This window comes from Pseudovibrio sp. M1P-2-3, assembly GCF_031501865.1.
Taxonomy (GTDB): Bacteria; Pseudomonadota; Alphaproteobacteria; order Rhizobiales; family Stappiaceae; genus Pseudovibrio; species Pseudovibrio corallicola.
In genome coordinates this window covers 3488307-3512347 of record NZ_JARRCW010000001.1, presented here as the reverse complement: position 1 = coordinate 3512347, position 24041 = coordinate 3488307, and the positions used below count along the sequence as shown (strand labels likewise).

Genomic DNA, 24041 nt, shown 5'->3' with positions numbered 1-24041 from the left:
CGGTGCAGACCAATTTCAGCCCAGAGCAATTAAAAGATAGTGCAGTTGCTAACAGTGAGAGGATTTTGCGTAAATGTGTGCACTGCGGGTTTTGTACTGCCACGTGCCCTACTTTCACACTACTGGGGGATGAGCTGGATAGCCCGCGCGGGCGTATTTACCTGATCAAGGATATGCTGGAGAATGACCGCCCGGCAGATGCGCAAGTAGTTAAACATATAGACCGCTGCCTATCCTGCTTGTCGTGTATGACCACTTGCCCTTCTGGTGTGCACTACATGCATTTGATTGATCATGCACGGGCGCATATTGAGCGCACCTATAAAAGACCACCGAGTGAGCGGTTGATGCGATTGATGCTGGCGGTGGTCCTTCCGTTTCCAAACCGGTTTCGTTTGGCGCTCAAAGCGGCATCCCTTGTGAATCCTATGGCTGGATGGCTGAGGGGACTGGGGGGCCCCTTTAAGAATATTGGCGCGATGCTTGCTCTGACTCCTGACAAACCTGCGGCTACCTCCGAATTCCAAGGTCAGGTGGAAATTTCACCAAAGATCACCAAAGTGGGGCGTGTCGCCATATTGCAAGGCTGCGCGCAGCCGGTGCTGGCACCTTCTATTAATGACGCAACTGTGCGGCTTTTAACGCGCCTTGGATATGAGGTGGTGTTCCCTGAAGATGTTGGCTGCTGTGGTGCGCTTGTGCATCACATGGGCCACGAAAAAAGCGCGTTAAACAGTGCTAGAGGCAATGTGGATGCATGGTTTAACGAGATCAATGACAAAGGGCTTGATGCCATTTTGATTACGGCTTCTGGCTGCGGTACGACCATTAAAGACTATGGGTTTATGCTTAGAGATGACGCTGACTATGCAAAAAGAGCTGAGCAGGTTTCCAAGCTGACACTGGATATTACCGAGTTCTTGTCCCGTATTGATTTGGGCGCGCCCCACCGCAAAGTGGAGCAGGTTGTTGCCTATCATTCTGCATGCTCCATGCAACATGGACAGAAAATTACGGAGCAGCCAAAGCGGTTGTTGGAGGCTGCAGGATTTACTGTGAAAGCTGTGCCGGAAGGCCATCTTTGCTGTGGCTCCGCCGGAACCTATAATATTTTGCAGCCAGATATTGCGGATCAGTTGAAAGAAAGAAAAGTTGCAAACATCGAATCCACATCACCGGACGTGATTGCGGCTGGCAATATTGGGTGTATTACGCAAATCGCAGGCGGAACGAAGATACCAGTGATCCATAGCGCAGAATTGCTGGACTGGGCTTATGGTGGACCAAAGCCGCAGGAGTTGCGCTAGTAGTGGCCCCTACCTGACAATGACAGTCGTGCCCAGCCCGACCATTTTATAAAGCTCGATCACATCCTCGTTTCGCATGCGAATACAGCCGGAAGAAACGGCTTTCCCTATAGTCCATGGTTCGTTGGACCCGTGAATACGGTAGAGTGTTGAGCCAAGGTAGAGAGCTCTTGCACCAAGCGGATTCTTGGGGCCTCCGGGGAAAAATGCAGGCAAGTTGGGCTGACGCTTGCGCATTGCTGCTGGGGGGCGCCAGTCCGGCCACTCTTTTTTGCTGGTAACACGATGTGTTCCGGCCCATTCAAAGCCGGGTCTGCCCACTCCAACGCCATAGCGTCGGGCTTTCCCTCCGGCCTCAATCAGGTACAAATATTTGTTTGGAGTGTCGATGAGAATTGTACCTGCGCTATGTGGCCCCGCATATTTGACTGTGGCGGGTAGGTATTGCCTCGGAATTTTACGGGCGCTGTTATAGTTTACGGAGGATCGTGTGACACGGCTGCGGCTTCTGGGGTTGGCAGGGGAGACTTGCACGGTCCACGGCTGTGAAAGATTGGGGCTCAAAACCAGCGGCGGTGGTGTTGCGCGTCCTTGATAGGCGACTTGCGCCTGAGCGCCTCCAGAAAAGGCTGTTGCCACTAAAATCACGGCGATACGCACGACCAAAACCATTATTAACCCCACCCACTGAATATTAAAAACAATTTCCATAAAATTTTAACGGAAATCAAACCCAGCTGACCACCATGGTTAACCAAGGGTTATCGGGGATTTATGGGGGTCTACTCATAAAGTCTTAGATAATAAAGCATCCTATTAGTAATTACACGTATTACCACCCTAGGAAGTATTTTTTAATCTAAATCTACTAAACATTATTAACGATTGCGAATCGGTGCAAGTTGGCTGGAATGGCGGAAAAGGCTGCACGAAAGTAGGCTTGTATTTTGAGGGCATGTTGGTGTGCCGGGGTTTGATTTGGAGTTAGAATGATTGCGGCAAAGAGAATTTATCGAGCTGAAGCAGTTTTCGGTCGCATGGCCAATGAAAATCTGGACCCTGACGATGTAAACGAGGTTCGGCATCGGGAGCTTCTTGCCGAAATGGCTGAGTTAAAGGCCATGCTGGCTCCCCAGCAGACGAGCGAGTCTGAGGTCGCGTCCATTTCCGAGAAAATCGTGAAGGAATTGCGAGAGGAAATCAGCGAGGCAACAGCTCTTAAAACGGAGCTGGATGCCATTTCGCAAGCTATACGCGACACAAAGAGTGAAATTGCTGCCCTTCACCAAAAAGCTGGCAGCATTGCCGAGAACAAGGGCAGGGTTGCAGGCGAACTGGAAGCGATTGTGCTGGGCACAGAAGGGGCAACCGAGCAAATTCTGTCTGCAGCAGAATTTATTGACGAGGCAACCAAAACGCTTGCTCCAATGGTTGGCGATAAAGATTCAGGTCTGACCAACGATATACAGGAAAAAGTAATTTCCATCTTTGAGGCCTGCAACTTTCAGGATCTGACAGGACAAAGGATTTCCAAGGTCGTAGACACCATGTCCTTTATTGAGACACGTGTTTTGAAGATGATGGAGATCTGGGGTGGCCTTGAGACATTCAAAGACATTGAAGTCGAGCATGAAGCCATGAGCGACGATGAGGCACTTTTGCATGGTCCTTCTCTGGCAACTGACACGGATACCGTGTCTCAAGATGATATTGATGCTCTTTTCTCTTAGGAGCATATGATGTGCGCTTTGTTGGGCCGGTGTAAGGGCCCAACTTTTGCGCGACCTTTCTTTCTAGTATTGATCCTTCGTTTGAACTCTGGCATGTTTCCTTTTGGAACAAATAGGGAACTTATTTATCTATGACTGCCTTAGAGACTGAAATTCCTGCGGGTCTGTTGCAGGATGAAAAAGGCGACTGTACGTGCCGTTGGCATGGCGGAGATGCTGAATATCGCAGGTATCACGATAAGGAATGGGGGCGACCCGTTACCAATGATATTCGGTTGTTTGAGAAAATCTGCCTAGAGGGGTTTCAGTCTGGTCTTTCGTGGCTAACGATTTTGCGCAAGCGCGATAATTTTCGTGCAGCCTTTGCGGGGTTCGACTTTGAAAAAGTCGCAAAATTTACGCAGAATGACATTGAACGGTGTGTTGCCGATAAAGGTATTGTGCGCCATCGGGGCAAGATAACTTCCACAATTAACAATGCCAATCGGGCGTTGGAACTGCGTGAAGAGTTCGGATCACTGGCCGCCTATTTCTGGTCCTGGGAACCAACCACTGAGCAGCGACCAAAGAAATTTGATGCAGAAACCTTGTATTCACTGGGAAAAACCGAAATTTCCACGAAGATTTCGAAGGACCTAAAGAAGCGCGGCTGGTCATTTGTGGGACCAACAACTGTCTATGCCTTCATGCAGGCTATGGGAATGGTGAATGATCATCTTGAGGGCTGCATCATCCGCCCTGTAGTTGAAGAAGCCCGCGCTCAGCTTATTCGGCCTTTGATCAAGAGTTAATTTAGGCCCGGCAACCTTTCGCCGGGCTCTTTTTCAATGTTGAATAGCTCACGCCGTGATCTTACTGAGGAGTAATCTCAATGTTATACGTTCTTCCTTGGTAAGGCCCTTAATCAGTTCTTCTTCTGTTGCCACATGCGTTGTGACCACTTCATCAGCAAGCTTAAACCCTGCTTCCGTTAAAGATATTTTTAAGCTCCGCCTATCTTCTGGGTCGTGGCTGCGGGTCACAAGTGCGCGTTTTTCCAGCCGATCAATGCGGTTGGTCATGGCGGACGTGGAAAGCATCATCTCTTTAGCGAGGTAGGCTGGCGTTAAAGCCTGGTTGCTTCCTTGTCTGCGTAAGGTGAGAAGAACATCAAAAGCAGCGAAATCCAGATCATACTTTGTCAGGTTTGCGAGAACGCCCTGCTTGAGTTTTCCTCCCACTCGCCAGATATCCCCGCAAATACCCATTGGTTCAGGATCAAGATCCGGCCTTACCCGTTTCCATTGCTCCATTATTTCATCTAGTTCCAATTCCATTTTTCCCCGCAAAGTAGACGTTCTATTTCTGTTGACACAATTTTCATGCGTATGTTGACGTCAAATATATTCACATATAATAGTTTGACATCGAAATAAATTACATATAGTAGTTCGATATCAAATTACATGAGTGCCATAAAAATGGAAAGAAAAAATGACCAATATGCGTCGGGCAGAATACCCAGTGGAACCAATTTTTGTTGATCGTTGGTCAACGCGTTCATACGATGGCCAGTCCATGCCCGAGAGTGATCTTTTCAGTATTTTGGAAGCTGCACGTTGGGCGCCTTCCGCCTACAACATTCAACCTTGGCGGTTTATTTATGCGCATAGAGAAGATGAGAGCTGGAATACGTTTCTGGATCTACTAGACCCATTCAATAAAGAATGGGCGAAGAACGCATCAGCCCTTATTTTTGTGATTTCAGATAGCATCATGCCAGGAGACGGGGATAGAGCCGATCACCCCTCACGATGCCATAGCTTTGATAGTGGAGCCGCTTGGGCGCAGTTGGCTCTGCAGGCAACAGCGCAGGGATATCATGCCCACGCGATGGCAGGCATTTACTTTGACAAGATTAAGCAGGAACTTTCAGTTCCAGATCGGTTTAGAGTTGAAATTGCAGTGGCTGTTGGCAAGCGGTCTGAAGCTTTGGCTCTTAGTGATAGCGAAGTGGAGCAAGAAACACCCAGCCTACGGAAGCCTATTCGAGAGATAGCGTTTTCCGGCGCTTTTACAGGTTGATTGTAAAGCCAAGGAACCGCGAAAACTGTATAAACCTAACGGCCCCGCGGGAACTTATGCCTTAAACATTCATCGCTATGCTCTTTGCTATTGCTGCTATGAATTTTCTTAGCCCAGACAGGGTAGCCTACTAGGACGCGCACAATGTCAATTGTGATGGTCCTTCGGAAAGAACCTATTGAATGCAAATGTCTATAAAAAAAACTTTGGGTCAGCCGATCAATGACTTATGGGCAAGCCCCACATTCTTGCTTATTATAACCGGAGCACTAATTGGTGCTAACTTCCCTATAGGTAAGATGGCAAGGTTTGCCGGAGTAACGCCAATAATCTGGGCGGTACTCTTATCGCTCGGGGTGTGCGCCATGCTGTTTCCTCTGGTTAGTTTGAGGGGGGAGATTAAATTTGTCATTCCAAGTAGTAAGATTGTCACTTACACGGTTATCACGGCGCTGATTTCCTATGTGATCCCAAATAGCCTGTTGTTTACTGTAATCCCGCATGTAGGAGCCGGTTACGCTGGTATCATCTTCGCGCTTTCTCCTGTTTTTACACTTGCCATATCCATGTTAACGGGTGTGGGCTCCACGAACAGGTTAGGGATTGTGGGGATTTTTGTCGGACTTTTGGGGGCAATGATTGTGAGCTTTTCTCAGGCAAACGCTTTGGAAGCGCCCCCTGTATTCTGGCTTTTGGCCTCTCTGTTCATCCCGTTTTCTCTTGCATGCGGTAATGTTTACCGATCAGCAAAATGGCCTAAAAATGCCTCTGCGGATCTTCTGGCTTTTTGGAGTCACTTTGCTGCGCTGATTTTCTATGTGCCGCTGCTGCTTGTTGTGGAGGGGAGTATCCCTTTATTTGAATTTGCCCTTGTCCCTCAACTGGCGCTTGTTCAGGCGATTCTATCGGGCATTGCATATCTGGCGTTCTTCCGCCTGCAAAAAACCGGTGGGCCGGTTTTACTGAGCCAGATTGGCTATGTTGCGGCAGCTGTTAGTTTGTTAGCTGCAACGACCTTGCTTGGAGAAAGTTATGCTCCAGCCACATGGTCTGGAGCATTTGTTATTGCTATCGGTATCTTTATTACGATTGTGGCTAGAGGGAAGCGGTAGATCTATTGTTTGATCCGTTTTTTCAGCGGATCAAACAGAACATTGCTGGTTTGGAAAACATAGTCCAGTGGGGACACTGAAATCACTTTAGCCCCATTGCTCCGTAGCCAATCCGCGCAGGCAGGAACATTGCCGCGCGGGCAATGCAACGTGAGCATCTCTCCTTCAGGCTCTCCAAAAGGCAAAGCAGTACTGAAAAGCGTTTCAGTCTGAGCCGCTATCGCTGCTGCCTGCGGCACTCTGGTGCGTACTTCTTGTTGGTTGTGAGCTGCTTCTTGAGACGCGATCCGGTCCAGCATGAGCCGTGCCCGCTCCAGAACCTGCGGGCTCCAATTCGCCTGCATGGAGGCGACAAGGTGAGCCTGTGAGCGGTGCATGACGCCCCCCTCAGGAATTTTTAGATCATTGGCCTTTAAAGTGGAGCCGGTGGATGTGATATCCACGATCAGCTCGGCAGAGCCGGCAGCCGGTGCCCCTTCAGTTGCGCCTGCGCTTTCAACGATGCGGTAGTCCGTAACACCGTTTTGCGCAAAGAATTTTCGGGTGGTGTTCACATACTTGGTGGCAACGCGCATGCGCGAGCCGTGACGGGCGCGAAAATCTGAGGCAACGTCTGCCAAGTCTTCAAAGCTGGTGACGTCAATCCAGGCGGAAGGCACTGCAATGACGACATCGGCATGGCCAAAGCCCAACGCAGTGACTATGTGGGTTTTTTCTTCTGGACGGTCGATGTTCTCGAACACAAGATCCGTACCTGTGACCCCAAAGTGGACGGAGCCTGCTGCTATCTCCCGCGCAATTTCAGAAGCGGACAGGAAAGCGATCTCAACGCCCTCTATGCCCTTGAGGGTGCCTTGGTAATTTCGCTCTCCTCCCGGGCGGGACACTTTCAGTCCTGCCTTGGCGAAGAAGGCGTGTGTAAGCTCTTGCAGGCGGCCCTTGGATGGAACGGCAACAATTAGATTATCGCTCATTGACTTGCTCCCTCGCCAATGCGGTTTAGCCAAATGGTAAAGCCCACAGCAGGTACAGGACGAGGACTCCCAAGAAGGCCCACGAGCTTGTCGTAGCGCCCGCCGCCAATGCATTGGCCCATATGCTGGGTTGGTTCATCGGAAATTTCGAAGACAAAACCGGTGTAATAGTCCAGTCGTCTGCCGAAATCCCCTGAGTATTCAAGAGCGGAGATATCAATGCCGTGCTTGGCCATCAGGTCTGTGCGCCGTGCAAGTTTCTGGATTGGTTTATCCAGATTGAGGCCGGTCTCTTTGGCAAATGTGTAAAGAGTTTCTACCGCTCTTAGGGGAGGTGGTCCCGATATATCCAAGTATGTGTTCAGACGTTCGGTGACACTCTTGTCAAGGCCGGAGCCCGCTGAAAGGGCTGCTTGTTCAAGAAAACGCTCGGCAATCTCATGGGGGCTTCTTCCGCCAACGGCTGACACACCTGCGATGGATAGGAGGTCTTCAACAACGGCAACAGCTGCTTTCGGGTCCTGTCCTTTTAATGCTGCAAGAAAACCAAGTTTGCTATCGGGCTGAGCATCTTTGCCGGACATGCGGGCGATTGCAGCGTCAAGGCGCTGACGCTCGCCGAACACATCGCGTAAACGGCGACGCCATGCCTTGGGAATTTCAAGAGCTTCCAAGACCGCAGTAAACATGCCCTCATCGCCAATGCGAATGCGTGGAGACTGGGGCTTGAGCTGGTCGCAAGCTTCCAAAGCAAGGCCCAGCATGTCTGCATCGGCTTGCTCTTCATCTGTTCGGCCAATGGATTCAACACCCGTTTGCAGTGTTTCGCCCAGCTGTCCCGCTTTTTGGCGGAAAACAGAGCCTGCATAGGAGTAGCTGGCGGTGCGGCCAGCTTCGCCTTCATCGAGATAATGTCGTGCGATTGGAATCGTGAAATCAGGGCGAAGGCACAGCTCATGACCATCTTCACCATGTGTCAGAAACAGGCGCCGACGTAAGTCTTCGCCTGCCAGATCGAGAAAAATGTCTGCTGGCTGGAGGATAGGCGGGGTTGCCGCCTCATATCCAGCTCTTTCAAACAGTTGGCCTAATGCCTTGATCCGTTTATCGCCCGAATACATCACTTAACTCTCAAGGTTGGTCTTGCGCTCTTGTTCCTGTGCTGCCAGAAGCTTTTTCACTTCTTCGACAAGGCTTTCGGTTTTGACCGCAAATTGTGCCGGACGGCTTTCGCGCCAGGTCTTGTTGTCTTCGATCTCAGCAGAAAGGCGCTTGCCTTCAATAAGATCCTTGATTTGCACTTCTCCAGCCTCACGCTCTTGCGAGCCTTGAATGATGGCACATGGAGAATTGCGTTTGTCGGCATATTGCAGTTGCTTGCCGAATTGCTTTGGGTTGCCCTGATACATTTCTGAGCGAATGCCTGCCTGCCTCAGTTGCTGCACCATAGCCTGATAGTGGCTGAGCGAAGCTGTATCTTTGTCCATAACGCAGATCACAACAGGCCCGATGATATCTTCAGTTCCAAGCTTGCCAAGGGTTTTAAGAGCCGCCATCAAGCGGGAAACACCTACAGAAAAGCCGGTGGAGGGAACCGGCTGGCTCATGAAACGCGAGACGAGACCGTCATAACGGCCACCACCGCCGACAGAGCCAAAGCGCACAGGGCGCCCTTTTTCGTCCTTCACCTCAAAGGTGAGTTCCGCCTCATAAACGGGACCGGTGTAGTATTCCAAGCCGCGCACTACGGACGGGTCAATGAGCACACGGCCATCTGTATAGCCCGCAGCATCAAACAGCTGTCCCATGGTTTCCAGCTCGCTCACACCTTCCGAACCTGCTTTGCTGTCCGCAACAAGGTCTCGAAGGTTGGCTATTGTCTGCTCTGTGGTATCAGCACCAGCTGCAACAAAGGAAAGAACAATGTCGGCGGCTTTTTCATCAAGGCCCGCACCTTTTGTGAAATCGCCACTTTCATCCTTGCGCCCGTCACCCAGAAGCAGACGTACACCGTCCACACCAAGGCGGTCCAGCTTATCAACAGCACGTAGAACAGTCAGGCGGGTCTCGGCATGTTCGTCTCCAGCAAGGCCAATGACCTCCATAACGCCGTCCAGCACTTTACGGTTGTTGACGCGGATTACATAGTCACCGCGTGCAATGCCAAGGCGTTCCATGGTGTCGGAGGCCATCATACAAATTTCAGCATCAGCGGAAACAGAAGGCGCGCCGATAGTGTCGGCATCAAACTGCATGAACTGGCGGAAGCGACCAGGTCCGGGCTTTTCATTGCGGAACACGTAGCCGTTGCGATAACTGCGATAAGGCTTTGGCAGGCTCTCGAAGTTTTCTGCAACATGGCGGGCAAGAGGCGCTGTCAAATCATAGCGCAGGCTCATCCATTGCTCGTCATCGTCCTGCAAGGAGAATACACCGGCGTTTGGGCGGTCCTGATCCGGCAGAAACTTCCCAAGCGAGTCTGTGTATTCGAACATTGGTGTTTCAACCGGCTCGAACCCATAGAGCTCGTAGGTCTGCTTGATCGTTGTGAGCATCTGCTCCATTGCAAGAAGTTCTGAAGGGCCGCGATCAACGAAGCCGCGGGGCAAACGTGCCTTCAGTTTTGCGCTTTTTTTCTTTGCCATGAGGCCGTCACATCCTGAAACTGATCTTTAATTGTATGAGGGACTTAACGTGAAGTCTTTTGTTGCAAGTCTCCTAGACTATTGAAGGGGGCAGGGCAAGGCGGGAGGAAGGGGAAGGGGGGCTGATTTCTCAGTTTAAGGCATCTCGGGATTTCGCTGAGTACGAAATTCTGTTCAAAATATTAGAGGAAAAACGAAAGCCTTCCACTTCTATCACCTCATGAGGGAAATTATTGCTCGTCAATCATAAACTAAAAACCAAGGATTTCTTGGGGGCTACGCGTGTCGGAAGTGTTGCAGAGCTGAGCATTGTGCTTCCGACTTATAACGAGAGCCAGAATATTTCCCATGTTATCACCGCATTACAGCAGGCTTTGGAAGGTGTGGCGTGGGAAGCGATCATTGTTGATGATGATTCGCCGGACGGGACAACGGAAACAGCGCGCCAGCTTGCTCAAACAGAGCCTAGATTGAGAGTTCTAAGGCGATTGGGGCGACGCGGACTTTCAGGTGCCTGTATTGAAGGGATACTGGCATCCAGTGCTGCTTTTGTGGCTGTTATGGATGCTGATCTTCAGCACGATGCTCGGCTTCTCAAGGAAATGTTGGATTTTATGAGAACGGGAAAGTGGGATCTGGTTGTGGCATCCCGCTACATCTCTGGTGGGGGTGTTGGCGTTGGTTTGAACGGAAAACGGGTTTTTGCTTCAAATATTGCCAATGGAGCTGCTCGCCGCCTGTTGGGTATAAAACTTACTGACCCAATGAGCGGGTTTTTTATGATGAAGCGAACACTTTTTGAAAACCTTGCTCCTTCTCTATCCAAGCAAGGCTTCAAGATTTTACTGGATATAGTCGCATCGAATAAGACACCTTTAAGGGTGAAAGAGGTGCCCCTTGTTTTTGGTAGGCGCAAACATGGTGCAAGTAAACTCGAAACACTTGTCACTCTGGACTACTTTGGTCTGTTGGTTTCCAAGTTCTTTAATGACATGATTTCTATGCGCTTTCTTTTGTTCTCCATGGTTGGAGGTACAGGAGTGCTGGTTCACCTTTTATCACTTAGAGTGTTGCTCATTGGAACTTCCCTGCCTTTCAGTAGTGCGCAGTTGATGGCGACTTTTGTTGCGATGACTTCCAACTTTATCTTGAATAACAGGCTGACCTACCGTGATAGACGGCTACAAGGGTGGAAATGGCTGCGGGGCCTTATGGTGTTTTATGGGGTTTGCAGCATTGGTGTTCTTGCCAATGTTGGAGTGGCAGAGCTGATCTATGCGAGTAATCCGGTCTGGTGGCTTGCCGGAATTGCAGGTGCTGTCATGGGGGCACTTTGGAACTATAGCGTTAGCCGCATGCTCACTTGGAAGAGTGGATAGGATGCGGGTGAGCCGAAACACCAATCCTAATGAAGAGCCCTCCGGTTTACCCTTCTGGTTACGTCCAGAAGCCCTTTGTATCTTCGTAGGTGTATTATCTTTAGTTCGCCTTGCGACAGGCGCTTCAATCGACTTGGTGGAAGATGAAGCCTACTATTGGTTATGGAGCCAATATCCGGCATTGGGCTACTATGATCACCCCCCTATGATTGCTTGGTGGATTTGGATGGGGCAAGCGCTGGTGGGGGACACTGCACTGGGCCTGCGCCTCATGGGTATTTTAGCCACAGCTGTTGGTTCGGCGGTTATCTGGAGAACCGCTAAAATCCTGTATGATAGTGAGGTTGCAGGGTGGTCTGTTCTCTTGTTTAACAGCAGTCTTCTGGTTGGAGTGGGGGCAATGCTCGCCACCCCTGATGCTCCTCTCGTATTTTTCTGGGGGCTGACACTGTGGGCGCTTAGCGAGTTCGTTCGCTGTGAAAATGCAAGCTGGTTTCTTGTTGTGGGTCTGTTCGCAGGACTGGGTCTTTTATCCAAATATTCTCTAGGTTTTCTTGGGTTGGGAAACGTAATTTGGCTTTTGTGGGTACCTCGTTATCGTAGTTATTTTTTTAAGTGGCAGCTTTGGGTGGGGGGGCTAATCTCCTTACTTGTATTCAGCCCAGCCCTTTATTGGAATGCACTCCATGAGTGGGTTTCCTTTCAAAAGCAATTTGGGCGCATGGTGCCTGAAGGGTATTCGGCAAAATATCTTGGTGAGTTTATTGGAGCGTTTATCGGGCTCTTAAACCCGCTTGTGTTTCTCCTGGCCTGTGTCGGGGGCGGGCACCTTTCCCAAGAGTTTGTGGGAAAAAAAGCTGCGGCAAGCCTGTTGGTTCTGACCATCTCTCCTTTTATTGTCTACCTTTTTTGGCACTCCCTTCATGCCCGAGTGCAGGGAAACTGGTTGGCACCCCTCTTTCCAGCCTTGGCAATTGTTGCTGGGGTGGGCGCTTCCCATGGCTCACAAAAGTGGAAAGGCTGGGCAACAAAAATTGGTGTGGTAGCCGTTATTCTTGGAGTTAGCGTCTCAACCTTGATCAGCCTGCATGCTCTGCATCCGATTCTCTCTGGTCTGGGTAGAAAAGACCCAACCCATCAGCTAAGGGGGTGGGGAGCTATTGGGAGCGAAATCTCCAGACTGGCAAAAAACAATGGCATCCGCTGGATTGGCACCTCCAGCTATGCGGTGAACGGGCAACTCTCCTACCACCTTAAACCTACGGGACTACAGGTTTATCAGCTGAATGAGCCTGAACGGTACTCCATGATGGAAGCGGTTTTGAAGGAGTATGAAGGAGAGCCTATTCTTTATGTTACCGAAGCTCGACGCGACCGGTCTAAAAGGCTCTTGACCCGTTTTCAAACGGTCAGATTGCTAGAAACTCTTTCCAGAATGTCAGGAAATAACGAAATCGAAATAGTCAATATCTACATGGCCACTCCCCCCTAAATGTCATGGTTAAGGGTATGATTGCGTTGCATTATTTGGTTGAGGAAGAGTAAGATTAAATCCTCTAAGGGTGGGCAGCTAAGAGGAGCTTGGCTCCGATGAAACGCATATTATTGACAAGTCTTGAATTCGGGAAAAGCTATGGAGTAGATCGCGCTATTTGCGACCTCATCATAGCGGGGCGCTTATCAGCTGTGGGCTGTTCTGTAACTGGCCCCATGTGGACCAAAGAGTTCTATCAACTGCGCGACGTGGTTGAGTGGGCCGAACATAGTACACAGGTGGGGCTAACCGTTTCACTCACTAAAAATGCAATGCCGGTTACAGATTTTGGTAGGCAGAAATTTGGTGAAGAGTTTCCTACTGAGAATTTTTATCGAGCCCGTGCTCCCTTGAATTTGTTGCCCATTGATTTGTTATCGGCTGAAATTGCAGTGCAGATCGATATGTTTGAAAATGTATATTCGCGGGCACCGGCCTTTATAGCCATGCAAGATAATCTGGCGCGCTTTCCGGCCATAGCGGACATAATGATACAGGTGGTAAAGCTGATGAAAGGCAGGGAGCCGGTACTTGTTGCACCAAAAGCATCAGGCCGTGTGGTTCACCGGTTCATGCAAAAAGCGGAAAAGCAAGGATTGGAAACAATAAGGTCTGGCCCCAGTTTACCTTTACCTTTGCGAGATGATGAGGAGTTGAGGGACTTTTTCTGGAATAGCTTGAATAATGCAGATGATCAGACAATGGTTTTTTGCAGTCCGTCTTACCCGGAAGAAATATCGCCCACAAAGCGGGAAAGAAAGTGGAGTAATTATAGGCAAAACCAGTTAAACTTTCTTCGTGGTGAGGAATTCCCATTTCTGTTGATGGAGAAAGACATTTTCTTGTTTTAAACGCTTTTCTTGTGCCCTCGTCATTCAATAACTGCATAGAAGTTGTGGAATGGTGTATGGGTTAGCTCACGTTGAAATATGAGTGCCGCTGAAAGCGGGTTCGTTACTCTGCGAGTATCTATAAAGTGCTATGCCTTTAAGAGGGCATGAAGAGAGGCAAAATTGATGAATGACAACGCTCCTCAGGAGCAAGATGAGCAGCCACATGGGGAGCTGACGACCCGGACAATGGCAATGCCGGCCGACACGAATGCATCAGGAGATATCTTCGGCGGGTGGGTTGTATCACAGATGGATATTGCAGCTGGAATTTGTGCTGGTGAATGTGCCCGGCTCAGAGTGGTGACCATTGCTATTGACAGCATGACATTTATTCGCCCCGTCCAAGTGGGCGATGTTATGTGCGTTTATACAAAGGTGCTTAAGGTTGGAAAAACCTCGATGCAGATTCATGTTGAAGCATGGGCACTGCGCCATCGTTATGGTCATCGTGAAAAAGTGACCAGTGCCAAATTTATATTTGTTGCCGTTGATGATGAAGGACACCCATGTGAGATTCCTGCGGAGCAGAAGGAAAAATACAATATCGAGCCGAGTTGTTGATCCTCAGCAGTGAAGAATACAGGTACAGCCTTATTTGAGTGAATGTGAAGAGCGATCGGCTGAGCCCTTGCGGACACTTTGTTTTAAAAGTTCGTATTCTTTTGGCAGGCGCAATGCAGTGTCAGCAAACAATGCTTCGTCAATCACCCTGTCAAAACCGAGGGACCATAAATGAAAAAGTTCAGCAAAACGCTTTGCTCGCTCTTCCTGACCTAAATAACAATAATGGCTACGGTTACGGGTCAACAAAACACGAGCCTCAATGCCTTTCTTCAATAAAAGGCACTCCAGCAAGTAATGGGCCGTAATTTCGTCCTGAAGATGAACCACTTCCTCCTTGAGGTGGGGTGGCAGCGCGTCAATCAGGTACTCTGGATGTAATGCAAGTGCAGCGTTACTCATTTTATTTGTCTATCCTCCGTCGGTTTCCCGAGGAGAACTGGCGCAGAATTCATTGAAACACCGCTTGGTTGCCGTTCGCTTTAACGGAGGATTTCCGTTTGCGATTTTCGGCCACATCCCGATTGCGGATACCACCTTGCCCGGTTCGGCAGGTTGGCGAGGGCGCCAGCCCTTCTCTTGATGATGAGGGAGATTTGCCACGAAGTTTGCTCAGGATCAACCCTTTCTTTTTATTTTGCCTCTTTCCTGTGGCTGTTGTTAGTCCGATATTTCAACTAAAATAAGGAAAATGCAGTGCAATCAAGTTAATCCACAAAAATACTTATCTGTCAGAGGAGCTCTTCTTCTAGCACTGTAAACAAATTGTGATGGCCATTGCTTTAATACTTGTTTCCGGTTTTACCTATGGGCCTCAGTTTATGAAGTAAACTAGTTTACTGTTGACGGAACTTTTCTGATCTCTTGAGAGAGGTGAAATGGAACGGCTCGTTATTTTATTGTTAGTTTGTTTTGTCGGGGGCGGCTTGCCTGATGAAGCTGCTGCTCTTGGCCTGCCTGAAGCGAGAAACGTTGATGTCTCAAAGCCTCTATCCATAGATCGGGAGGAGCTGGGGCCAGTTGAGCAGCGTCTAAAAGCCATAGAAATGCCCGCGGGATTTCACATAGAACTGTTTGCGCAAGTTCCTTATGCGCGCCATATGGCCATTAGTCCGGATGGAACAACCGTTTTTGTTGGAACGCGCGGTGAAGACCTCTGGCTCCTTCCTATCCAAAAGGAAAAAGGAGAGCTAGCGAGGGTTCGGAGCCTTGGGGACAATTTGGATTTAGATATGCCCAATGGTCCGTGCTTTTCCGGGGAGGGCGACTTATTTGTGTCGGAGCGCAACCGGGTTCTCGTGTTCCCTCAGATAGTTGAAGCTTTAAACAAACAAGATGCCAAGGCAATAGAAATTGTACCACAAGGAACCCTTATTCCGCCCTCGGAAGAATCTGGCAATCACAGCGCGCGGGTGTGCAGGGTCGGGCCAGATGGCAGGCTCTACATATCTTTAGGCCAACCCTATAATGTTTCGCCAATATCCAAGCTGGAACTCTACCAGAAGCTTGGGATTGGGGGAATTATAAGTATGGAGCAGGATGGAACTGATCGCCTTGTTTATACAACAGGGGTGCGTAACTCCGTAGGGATGGACTTTCATCCTCGTACCCAAGAGTTGTGGTTTACGGATAATCAAGTAGATGGAATGGGAGATGATATCCCGCCCGGTGAATTAAACAGGCAAACCGAAGCTGGGCAAGATTTTGGTTTTCCGTGGTATGGGGGCGGTGCTGTTAAAACTGAACGCTATAAAAATATTAGGGCCCCTGATGATGTTATTTTTCCCGAAGTGGAAATGGATGCCCATGCCGCTGATTTAGGAATGACATTTTACAAAGGTGAGCAATTTCCAAGGATTTATAGGGGCGGCATTTTTAATGCCCAGCATGGTTCATGGGACCGTAGTGAACCCATCGGGGCCCGTGTCATGTTTACCGAAGTTAATGATGAAGGCCGCGCAACCAGCACCTCCGTCTTTGCTGAAGGATGGCTTGGTAGGGATGGAGAATATTGGGGAAGGCCAGTGGATACGGCTGAGTTACCCGACGGGTCTTTACTTGTTTCTGATGATCGTGCAGGCGCAATTTACCGGATATGGTACTCGGAGCCAGAGTGAAGCTGTGGGCTTATGCCCACAGCTCCTATTTAAAGATCTGAAACTTTAACTGTCAGTTTTCCGGTGTTTGTGCCTTCAAACAAACGGTTGATGGCAACTGGAGCATTCTCAAGCCCTTCTACCACGTCCAGCCGATATTTTAGCTGACCTTTCATCATGTAAGCACCAAGCTTTTCGAAGAACTCACCAAACCGGTGCAGGTGGTCTGTCATTACAAACCCTTGAACGGTCAGGCGTTTCTTGATAATTGCAGAGAGCTCAGGTCCGGCAGGAGCCTCTGTTGCGTTATAGGTGGAAATCAGGCCGCACATGATGATTGTTGCATGGGCTTTCATGTTGTTAAGAGCCGCCTGAAGTGGTGCTCCGCCAACATTTTCAAAATGCAGATCCAAGCCATCGGGTGCAAATTCGCGAATGCCTGCCTCCAGATCGTCTGTCTTGTAGTTGAGCGCAGCGTCAAATCCCAGCTCTTCAGTAAGCCACTTACACTTTTCATCGGAGCCTGCAATGCCAATCACACGAAGGCCGTGGGCTTTGGCAAGCTGTCCAACAAGGGAGCCAACAGAACCCGCGGCTCCAGTGATGCAAATTGTCTGACCTTCCTGCGGTTTACCAACCTCCATCAAACCATAATAGGCGGTGGCGCCAGCAAGACCTAAAATACCCATGTAGGCATCCATTGGAACCATTTGCGGAACAACATTCACGTCAGCTGCTGAAACATCTGCAAAGGTAGTCCAGCCAAGGAAACCGGCGACCCAGTCGCCTTTGTTAAGTTCACTTGTTTTGGTTTCTTCAACAATACCAACTGCCAGCCCCCGCATGGTGCTACCAAGAGGGATTGGCGGAACATAGCTGTTTTCATCAGCGCTCATCCAGCCGCGCATGGCAGGATCCAGTGAAAGGTAAGTCACTCGAACACGTGCCTTTCCTTCTTCCAGTTCAGGAAGGGTTTCCTCGCGCTTTTCAAAGTCCGTTGGAGCAATCATACCAACAGGGCGTTTTACCAAGAGGATACGTGAATTTTTCATAAAAATAAGCTCTCCTTAGAAATTCTGTTAGTACTATGGAACTTGCAAAGTTGAATATCTATACTCAAAAATGTAAGAATATTTTGCAATAACTGCAAAAGAGAGAATATGAAGTCAGTTCGCCTTATCTGCTTTGTTCACACCGCTGAGCAGGAGAGTTTCTCCGCTGTGGCTATGCGCCTGAATACGCAGGTTTCCTCCGTTGCTCGCCATATATCCTCATTGGAAGATGAAATGGGGGCACGGCTATTCAACAGGTCGCGTAAACGGATAACCTTGACTGAAGCAGGCTCTGTTTTTCTTCCCCACGCCAAGCGTATATTGCAAGAGGAACGCCATGCCCACGAGGCAATTAACGGTTTGCAAGCACTGCCCTCCGGAGAGTTGAAACTCAGTGTGACACGGGCTTTTGGTGAGTATTGGCTTGCTCCGCGTCTTGGTAAGTTTTTGGACCTCTACCCGCAGGTTACGGTGAACGTAGACTTCGATGATCAGCGAATAGATTTGGGAGAGGGAGGAATTGATCTGTCCATTCGCATCGGCCACCTCGAAGACTCCGATTTGATCGCTACGAAGATCCATCAAAACCAGTACCGGATTGTCGGTAGCCCCGAGTACTTTAAGAAAAACGGGATGGTTCATTCACTGGATGAACTGGAGGAGAGGCAATTTATAAAATTCTGTGCCGCTAAGTGGACCTACCTGCGTGTTCTTGGGGGCAGAGAGAGGCAGATCAAGGTCAGGGGAAGAATAAAACTGAATACGGTTGCTGCTGTGCACCAAATGGCCCTTAATGGAGCTGGCCTGACTATGTTGCCTACTTGGGTCATTGGTGATGATTTGGCGAGAGGGCGCCTGCAAGCTGTTCTGAAGGACAATAGTTTTACGCCCTATCAATATGACGAGAGTGCGGTATATGCCCTCTATCTTGAAAAGCGGTTTCTCGCTCCCAAAGTGAGGGCCTTTCTGGATTTCTTGAAATCCGAGAGTACTGGGACTACTTGATTCCTTTGTAGGCTTCATCTCCCCAAACCGCATTTACACGGGCATCCCGTCCACAGCGATATCTGTAGAATTTATATTTGAGCGGGTTCTTTTTGTAGAAATCCTGATGATAGTCTTCAGCTGCATAAAATGTAGGGGCTTGAGTAATAGGGGTTACGACGGGGGTCTTTAAGTTACGTTCCTTTTCAATGGCTAGTTTTGAGGCTTTGGCCTCTTGAAACTGTTGGGGCGTTGTTGTGAAAACTGCTGTTGTATAGCTTTCTCCTCGATCGCAGAACTGTCCGCCTGCGTCCGTTGGGTCTACACTGTGCCAATAAACTTCCAAGAGCTCGTTGTAGGAAACTTTATCGGGGTCGAATTTGATTTCAACCGCTTCTTTGTGGCCTGTTCCTCCAGCCGAGACCTGCTTGTAACTCGGGTTTTTGACGGTGCCACCAATGTAACCGGACTTAGTGGAAAGAACACCCGGGATCTTGTCAAAGTCAGATTCAACACACCAAAAGCACCCGCCAGCAAAAATGGCTGTTTGGGCTGGAGCTGCTGTTGCCTGAGGACCCGTTAGAAGAGCCGTGAGGAGTAAACTGGAGAAGATGTATTTGGAAGCGTGTTGCAATTTATTAGATCCAGTGAATTATTGGTTGTGTAAGCTATTGATACTCTAAACAGTTTCAAATCTCTGTATGCTCACAGATGATCACTTTTACGTTAGCTGTGTGTTGGTCCCGTTTCACAAATGCTTTTTGGCTTCGTCCTGTTGGTTGAAGGAGGGAGCCCGTTCGCGGCACCCATATTCTTTTAAATGGAGGCGACGATGGCGGTGCAAAACAATGCGGAACTACGAATTATTCAAGTAGGAAATATTGGGTTTGGAACAATTCGACTGGAAAATGATGCTTCGTCTACCGGCTACCGCTATGGGCTGGATTTAAAGCCCAATCAGTTTCCAAGCATCTACTATTCCACTCTACCAACAACGGGGCATACATCTGTACGTCTGCGCCCTTTGCATAAGTATGGGTTTTGCTCAGGTAACGCCGAAACACGGCTCTACTTTGCGGTTGCTGGCCTTTCAATGAATGATCCTAGAGAAGCGCTGACATATAACCTCCAAAATGTGACGGGCAGAATTTATGAGTCAAAATACTATGTCTTTTCAAAGTTGGGCGTTGATCAGCAAGACATAAATTATTCAATGGCTGACTTGCAGACGTCTTCAACCAAGATGTCAACGGATGAGCTGAAAAATGCAAATGCAGCCAAAAATGTGACCGGCAATACTCGAGTAGTTTACATCACCTCAGGAGAATTAAGCGGTACTTTTTGGGCGTATCTGCGCACTGGTTGGGAATCTAATTACTTTGGTGGTTCAAGCGTTAATAGCCTTTATAGACCAATGTGCCTAATGGATTTTTCGATACAAGCCAACGACGTTAATACCGCGAAGGGGTATGATGGGAACTTTCGAGCCAGTCTCAACCTTGTCCCCCAGACAAAATATACCCAAGGATTTCATACTGGACATAACTTGATAGATCCCAATCACTTAAAGGCTTATTATGAAGGGCAAAATGATCCGGGTGGAAACCACGGGATTAATGGTACCACCTTTTGGGCCAATCTCCATAGACTTGGCCTTTATCGCCAGTTCTACAATATAGCATCCAATGCGACAGCAATTGACCAAAATGAAATCCTGCCGGGGGCTCAGCTGATTTCAGAGTTTATGCTCTACTACTACCCAGAGTATGCGCCAAGGGCCAACAGCAACACAGTAAAGGCGCTTCAACGCTCTATGATATGCAACATGATCGGTGGCTTCGTAAATTCGTAAACCCGACTGTACTTACATTCTTGCAATCTCGCTGGACAAGTAAAGTGTGTTTTTGCCGACTCCGTTATTGGCAGCGGTTTGCATTGCTTTGGCAACTTGCCTCGCAGTGATGGGCCGGTAATTGCGCAATGGACCTTGCATGAATATTTCCAGCGGGCCCAAAACGGCTGCGGAGAGTGTTTCCTTGAAGCGAAATTCTTTGCGCTCCCCAAGCAAGAGGGAAGGTCTGAATATACTCAGCTTTGAAAATTTCAGATCAGTTATAGCCTGCTCCAGCTGCCCCTTTGTTTTCAAGTAGAGGCTTGAAGACTTTGGGTTGGCCCCAATTGAGGAAATCAGCAAAAAGTGCTCAGCGCTACTGGCCTTCGCGAGCTTTGCCAGTTCGTGAATGAGAGTAAAGTCGACCGCATAGAAAGCTTCCTTTGATCCTGCTGTCTTTTGAGTGGTTCCCAAACAACAAAAAACATCATCAGCTCTTACGAGGGAGGACAATGTAGCGGGGTTTGAGAAGTCGACCACATGCTGTTTGAGCTTAGGGTGCTTTAAAGGTATCTCACTGCGTACCAAGGCGGATACGGAACTATAGCGGTCATTCTCGAGTAATTGGGAGAGCAGGCTGGAACCGATCAAACCTGATGAGCCTAAAACTAATGCCGATTTTTCCATGAAGTGTGCCCCAAGCATTCTAAATTTTATTTAAAGAGATCTACGGAATTGGATAGCAAATCGCAAATGGGTTCAAGGAAATTGTGATACCCGCTCCAAACTACAGAATTTCCAGAAAAAGGCAGCTGCCGCAAACAAAAAGGGCACCCCGAAAGGTGCCCAGATTGATTAAAAGCGTTTGGAAGCGTGGCTTAGAAGCCCATACCGCCCATGCCGCCCATGTCGCCGCCGCCCATTGGAGGCATTGCAGGGCCGTCTGCCTTAGGCAGTTCAGCAACCATAGCTTCAGTTGTGATCAAGAGACCAGCAACAGATGCTGCGTCCTGAAGAGCTGTACGTACAACCTTAGTTGGGTCAACAATACCTGCTTCAATCATGTTGACGTATTCTTCGGTCTGCGCATTGAAGCCCAAAGTTTCGTCTTTAATGTTGTCCTGGATCTTGCCAACTACGATTGAACCTTCAACGCCGGAGTTTTCAGCGATCTGGCGAATTGGAGCTTCAAGAGCGCGAAGAACGATCTTGATACCAGCTTCAATGTCAACGTTTTCAGAAGAAAGCTTGGCAACCGCAGCTTTTGCACGAAGCAGAGCTGTACCACCACCTGGTACGATACCTTCTTCAACAGCTGCGCGTGTTGCGTTCAGTGCATCGTCAACACGGTCTTTTTTCTCTTTAACTTCAACTTCAGTTGCACCGCCAACGCGGATAACTGCAACACCGCCAGCAAGCTTGGCAAGACGTTCCTGCAGCTTTTCACGGTCGTAGTCGGAAGTAGTTTCTTCAATCTGAGCTTTGATCTGAGCAACACGTGCTTCGATCTGAGCTTTGTCGCCAGAACCGTCAACAATAGTGGTGTTCTCTTTGGAGATGTTCACCTTGTCGGCAGTGCCGAGCATGTCGATAGTTACGTTTTCCAGCTTGATGCCGAGATCTTCGGAAACAACTGTACCACCGGTCAGGATAGCGAGGTCTTCAAGCATTGCTTTACGACGATCACCGAAGCCAGGAGCTTTAACAGCAGCAATTTTCAGGCCACCGCGCAGCTTGTTCACAACGAGAGTTGCAAGAGCTTCGCCTTCAACGTCTTCTGCAATGATCAGCAGTGGACGGGAGGACTGAACAGCGCTTTCAAGCAAAGGAAGCATTGCCTGCAGGTTGGAAAGCTTCTTCTCGTGAAGGAGAATAAGTGGCTTTTCCAGATCAGCAATCATTTTTTCAGCGTTAGTCACGAAGTAAGGTGACAGGTAACCGCGGTCGAACTGCATACCTTCAACAACTTCAAGCTCTGTTTCCAAAGACTTAGCTTCTTCAACAGTGATAACGCCTTCGTTGCCGACTTTCTGCATTGCTTCAGCAATGTCAGTACCGATCTGTGTGTCGCCGTTTGCAGAGATTGTACCAACCTGTGCAACTTCTTCAGAAGAAGAAATAGACTTGGAACGGGATGTCAGGTCTGCGACCGCAGCAGCAGCAGCAAGATCAACGCCGCGCTTCAGGTCCATCGGGTTCATGCCAGCTGCAACGAACTTTGCGCCTTCTTTAACGATGGCTTGTGCAAGAACTGTTGCAGTTGTTGTACCGTCACCAGCGATGTCGTTGGTTTTGGAAGCAACTTCACGCACCATCTGTGCGCCCATGTTTTCGAACTTGTCGTCCAGCTCGATTTCTTTCGCAACAGAAACGCCATCTTTAGTGATGCGTGGTGCGCCGAAAGCTTTGTCCAGAACAACGTTACGGCCTTTAGGGCCGAGAGTAACTTTTACAGCGTTTGCGAGGATATCAACGCCTTTAAGCATTTTATCGCGGGCGTCTGTACCGAATTTGACTTCTTTAGCAGCCATGGTTTTGTCTCACTTTGATACTTGTAGATTGAAGGGATCGTGTGCGTCTTGGCTGCAATTAAGCCAGGATACCCATGATGTCGGATTCCTTCATGATCAACAGGTCTTCACCGTCGATCTTAACTTCAGTGCCGGACCATTTCCCGAACAGAACACGGTCACCAGCTTTGACGTCGAGAGCAACGATTTCACCGTTGTCTTTACGTGCACCTGTACCAACAGCGATGATTTCGCCTTCCTGTGGCTTTTCCTGTGCAGTATCTGGAATGATGATGCCACCAGCAGTTTTTGCTTCGGACTCAATGCGGCGAACGACTACGCGGTCGTGTAGCGGACGAAAACCCATATTTGCTATCCTCTCATGCGTGGCGCCCCTCATAGGCAGCAGCCGAGCTCAATGGTTAAAACTTTGAGAGTTGTGAAGCGAACTCCACAGTCATTAGCACTCCCAAAGGCAGAGTGCCAATGACCGCAACTGATGTAGTTTCGGTATATGAAACTGTCAAGGAACTGCCAGTAAAAAAAGTTAAATCCCTAGAGATTTCAGAGGAAGGATAGGCGAGTTGAAGGGGGGATTATGCCAAATATAACTAATTATAAGTAAGATTGAGTGCAGGGGCGCTGGGTAAATTTAGTCTAGATCCCGAGGCCGTTTTAGGGTGATTCTGCTACTCATGAATAGCTGCCGGGACAATGGAAAAGGGGAGCTCGAAATCGCCCTGATCCCCTGAAACAAGGTCATTCATACGAACAAAAAGAAGATAGTCTCCCTCGTGAAAGCCCTCAAGGGAGAAACTCAGACTGGTTTGATATTCATAAAACTTCTCAGAGGCGGAGTGTTTGAAGGATGCTGTATTTTCATTGGATGTGATGATTTGGCCGGATTTGTTTCGAACCTCAAAGTCTACGTTGAGCTTGAGTGAATACTGACCGTTTTCCTCTTGGAATTTGTAGGCAACTGGCTGGGCATAAACAATAATCTTCTCGCCATTATGGTAAGTGGAGTGCTCTCGGTCCTCATAGATACCGTAGGCTTTAGCTGGAGATTTGATGAACTTGGCAGCAGAGAACCCTAAAGGGGCGTTGGTCCATGCATTTTCATAGGCGGTGTAGGCTTTTTGCAGCCCACTAGAGATGGGGAGAGATGAAGGTTGCTCAGCATAAGAGATCGCTGGACTGGCAAACAGGAAAAATGCTGTAAAGGCGGTGAATTTCCTTAGCTTTTTCAGAGCAACCTTTTGTTCTTCCATGACATTCCCCGCGATAAATTAGTCGTGATTCTTCATTGCCATTTTTAAAGGTATACTCTTTTAAGTTTTAGAGGACAATAAAAGCTCGCAGTTTGGAT

Annotated in this window: 24 protein-coding genes and 1 riboswitch; of the genes, 12 read left to right on the top strand and 12 right to left on the bottom strand. The window is 48.8% G+C overall.

The window, feature by feature from the left end; genetic code table 11:
• Positions 1 to 2: 2 nt before the first annotated feature.
• Positions 3 to 1307 (top strand): glycolate oxidase subunit GlcF, encoded by a 1305-nt coding sequence (gene glcF / locus P6574_RS15390; protein ID WP_310621150.1) that lies wholly within the window; start codon positions 3 to 5, stop codon positions 1305 to 1307.
• Between the two features lie 9 nt (positions 1308 to 1316).
• On the opposite strand, the gene P6574_RS15385 is transcribed toward glcF, so the two are convergent.
• Positions 1317 to 1979: a L,D-transpeptidase gene (locus P6574_RS15385; RefSeq protein WP_310621149.1), complete on the bottom strand. Its 663-nt coding sequence runs from the start codon at positions 1977 to 1979 to the stop codon at positions 1317 to 1319.
• A gap of 317 nt (positions 1980 to 2296) precedes the next feature.
• On the opposite strand from P6574_RS15385, the gene P6574_RS15380 reads away from it, so the two are divergent.
• Together P6574_RS15380 and P6574_RS15375 are read left to right on the top strand one after the other, a co-directional pair.
• A complete protein-coding gene (locus P6574_RS15380; protein ID WP_310621148.1) occupies positions 2297 to 3037 on the top strand; it encodes a protein phosphatase CheZ in 741 nt (246 codons plus the stop codon).
• Between the two features lie 131 nt (positions 3038 to 3168).
• On the top strand, positions 3169 to 3828 hold the full coding sequence (locus P6574_RS15375) for a DNA-3-methyladenine glycosylase I (protein ID WP_310621147.1): 660 nt from the start codon (positions 3169 to 3171) through the stop codon (positions 3826 to 3828).
• Between the two features lie 48 nt (positions 3829 to 3876).
• Here P6574_RS15375 and P6574_RS15370 read toward each other — a convergent pair whose 3' ends face one another.
• Entirely contained in the window at positions 3877 to 4353 is a 477-nt protein-coding gene (locus tag P6574_RS15370; protein WP_310621146.1) for a MarR family winged helix-turn-helix transcriptional regulator, read from the bottom strand.
• Between the two features lie 157 nt (positions 4354 to 4510).
• Between P6574_RS15370 and P6574_RS15365 the strand changes: the two genes are divergently transcribed.
• Together P6574_RS15365 and P6574_RS15360 are read left to right on the top strand one after the other, a co-directional pair.
• A complete protein-coding gene (locus P6574_RS15365) occupies positions 4511 to 5101 on the top strand; it encodes a nitroreductase family protein (protein ID WP_310621145.1) in 591 nt (196 codons plus the stop codon).
• A gap of 188 nt (positions 5102 to 5289) precedes the next feature.
• Positions 5290 to 6213: a DMT family transporter gene (locus P6574_RS15360; RefSeq protein ID WP_310621144.1), complete on the top strand. Its 924-nt coding sequence runs from the start codon at positions 5290 to 5292 to the stop codon at positions 6211 to 6213.
• 2 nt (positions 6214 to 6215) lie between these two features.
• On the opposite strand, the gene hisG is transcribed toward P6574_RS15360, so the two are convergent.
• From hisG to hisS, 3 genes are read right to left on the bottom strand one after another with little or no spacing between them, the layout of a single operon-like run.
• Positions 6216 to 7187, bottom strand: coding sequence for an ATP phosphoribosyltransferase (gene hisG, locus P6574_RS15355; protein ID WP_310621143.1), 972 nt, complete (start codon positions 7185 to 7187; stop codon positions 6216 to 6218).
• Entirely contained in the window at positions 7184 to 8308 is a 1125-nt protein-coding gene (locus P6574_RS15350; RefSeq protein WP_310621142.1) for an ATP phosphoribosyltransferase regulatory subunit, read from the bottom strand. The genes hisG and P6574_RS15350 overlap by 4 nt, the downstream gene beginning before the upstream one ends.
• Before the next feature lie 3 nt (positions 8309 to 8311).
• Positions 8312 to 9832: a histidine--tRNA ligase gene (gene hisS, locus P6574_RS15345; protein WP_310621141.1), complete on the bottom strand. Its 1521-nt coding sequence runs from the start codon at positions 9830 to 9832 to the stop codon at positions 8312 to 8314.
• 233 nt (positions 9833 to 10065) lie between these two features.
• Here hisS and P6574_RS15340 point away from each other — a divergent pair, with 233 nt between their 5' ends.
• From P6574_RS15340 to P6574_RS15325, 4 genes are all read left to right on the top strand, one after another.
• A complete protein-coding gene (locus P6574_RS15340) occupies positions 10066 to 11211 on the top strand; it encodes a glycosyltransferase (protein ID WP_405048107.1) in 1146 nt (381 codons plus the stop codon).
• Positions 11212 to 11218: 7 nt separating this feature from the next.
• Positions 11219 to 12703: an ArnT family glycosyltransferase gene (locus tag P6574_RS15335; RefSeq protein ID WP_310621140.1), complete on the top strand. Its 1485-nt coding sequence runs from the start codon at positions 11219 to 11221 to the stop codon at positions 12701 to 12703.
• Positions 12704 to 12801: 98 nt separating this feature from the next.
• A complete protein-coding gene (locus tag P6574_RS15330; RefSeq protein WP_310621139.1) occupies positions 12802 to 13596 on the top strand; it encodes a ChbG/HpnK family deacetylase in 795 nt (264 codons plus the stop codon).
• A 165-nt stretch (positions 13597 to 13761) separates the two neighbouring features.
• On the top strand, positions 13762 to 14199 hold the full coding sequence (locus tag P6574_RS15325; protein WP_310621138.1) for an acyl-CoA thioesterase: 438 nt from the start codon (positions 13762 to 13764) through the stop codon (positions 14197 to 14199).
• Positions 14200 to 14229: 30 nt separating this feature from the next.
• Here P6574_RS15325 and P6574_RS15320 read toward each other — a convergent pair whose 3' ends face one another.
• The gene (locus tag P6574_RS15320) at positions 14230 to 14601 is read right to left on the bottom strand and encodes a hypothetical protein (protein WP_310621137.1); all 372 of its coding nucleotides are present in this window, start codon (positions 14599 to 14601) and stop codon (positions 14230 to 14232) included.
• 84 nt (positions 14602 to 14685) lie between these two features.
• Positions 14686 to 14790, bottom strand: a riboswitch (SAM-I-IV-variant riboswitch).
• A gap of 287 nt (positions 14791 to 15077) precedes the next feature.
• On the opposite strand from P6574_RS15320, the gene P6574_RS15315 reads away from it, so the two are divergent.
• Positions 15078 to 16316, top strand: a complete 1239-nt coding sequence (locus P6574_RS15315; RefSeq protein WP_310621136.1) for a PQQ-dependent sugar dehydrogenase — start codon at positions 15078 to 15080, stop codon at positions 16314 to 16316.
• Positions 16317 to 16345: 29 nt separating this feature from the next.
• Here P6574_RS15315 and P6574_RS15310 read toward each other — a convergent pair whose 3' ends face one another.
• Entirely contained in the window at positions 16346 to 17347 is a 1002-nt protein-coding gene (locus P6574_RS15310) for an NADP-dependent oxidoreductase (protein WP_310621135.1), read from the bottom strand.
• Positions 17348 to 17455: 108 nt separating this feature from the next.
• Here P6574_RS15310 and P6574_RS15305 point away from each other — a divergent pair, with 108 nt between their 5' ends.
• Positions 17456 to 18352 carry a LysR family transcriptional regulator gene (locus P6574_RS15305; RefSeq protein ID WP_310621134.1) on the top strand — a complete coding sequence of 299 codons (897 nt, stop codon included), beginning with the start codon at positions 17456 to 17458 and terminating at the stop codon, positions 18350 to 18352.
• Here the strand turns inward: P6574_RS15305 and msrA are convergent.
• On the bottom strand, positions 18345 to 18965 hold the full coding sequence (gene msrA / locus P6574_RS15300) for a peptide-methionine (S)-S-oxide reductase MsrA (RefSeq protein ID WP_405048106.1): 621 nt from the start codon (positions 18963 to 18965) through the stop codon (positions 18345 to 18347). The two genes, P6574_RS15305 and msrA, sit on opposite strands and share 8 nt — an antisense overlap.
• Before the next feature lie 198 nt (positions 18966 to 19163).
• On the opposite strand from msrA, the gene P6574_RS15295 reads away from it, so the two are divergent.
• Complete coding sequence (locus P6574_RS15295) at positions 19164 to 20183, top strand: hypothetical protein (protein ID WP_310621133.1); 1020 nt, start codon at positions 19164 to 19166, stop codon at positions 20181 to 20183.
• A gap of 12 nt (positions 20184 to 20195) precedes the next feature.
• Here P6574_RS15295 and P6574_RS15290 read toward each other — a convergent pair whose 3' ends face one another.
• The 4 genes from P6574_RS15290 to P6574_RS15275 form a co-directional block, all read right to left on the bottom strand.
• Positions 20196 to 20849: an NAD(P)H-binding protein gene (locus tag P6574_RS15290; protein ID WP_310621132.1), complete on the bottom strand. Its 654-nt coding sequence runs from the start codon at positions 20847 to 20849 to the stop codon at positions 20196 to 20198.
• A 191-nt stretch (positions 20850 to 21040) separates the two neighbouring features.
• The gene (groL, locus tag P6574_RS15285) at positions 21041 to 22693 is read right to left on the bottom strand and encodes a chaperonin GroEL (protein WP_310621131.1); all 1653 of its coding nucleotides are present in this window, start codon (positions 22691 to 22693) and stop codon (positions 21041 to 21043) included.
• A 58-nt stretch (positions 22694 to 22751) separates the two neighbouring features.
• Positions 22752 to 23039, bottom strand: a complete 288-nt coding sequence (groES, locus tag P6574_RS15280; protein ID WP_310621130.1) for a co-chaperone GroES — start codon at positions 23037 to 23039, stop codon at positions 22752 to 22754.
• Between the two features lie 322 nt (positions 23040 to 23361).
• Positions 23362 to 23943, bottom strand: a complete 582-nt coding sequence (locus tag P6574_RS15275) for a hypothetical protein (RefSeq protein WP_310621129.1) — start codon at positions 23941 to 23943, stop codon at positions 23362 to 23364.
• Between the last annotated feature and the right edge of the window lie 98 nt (positions 23944 to 24041).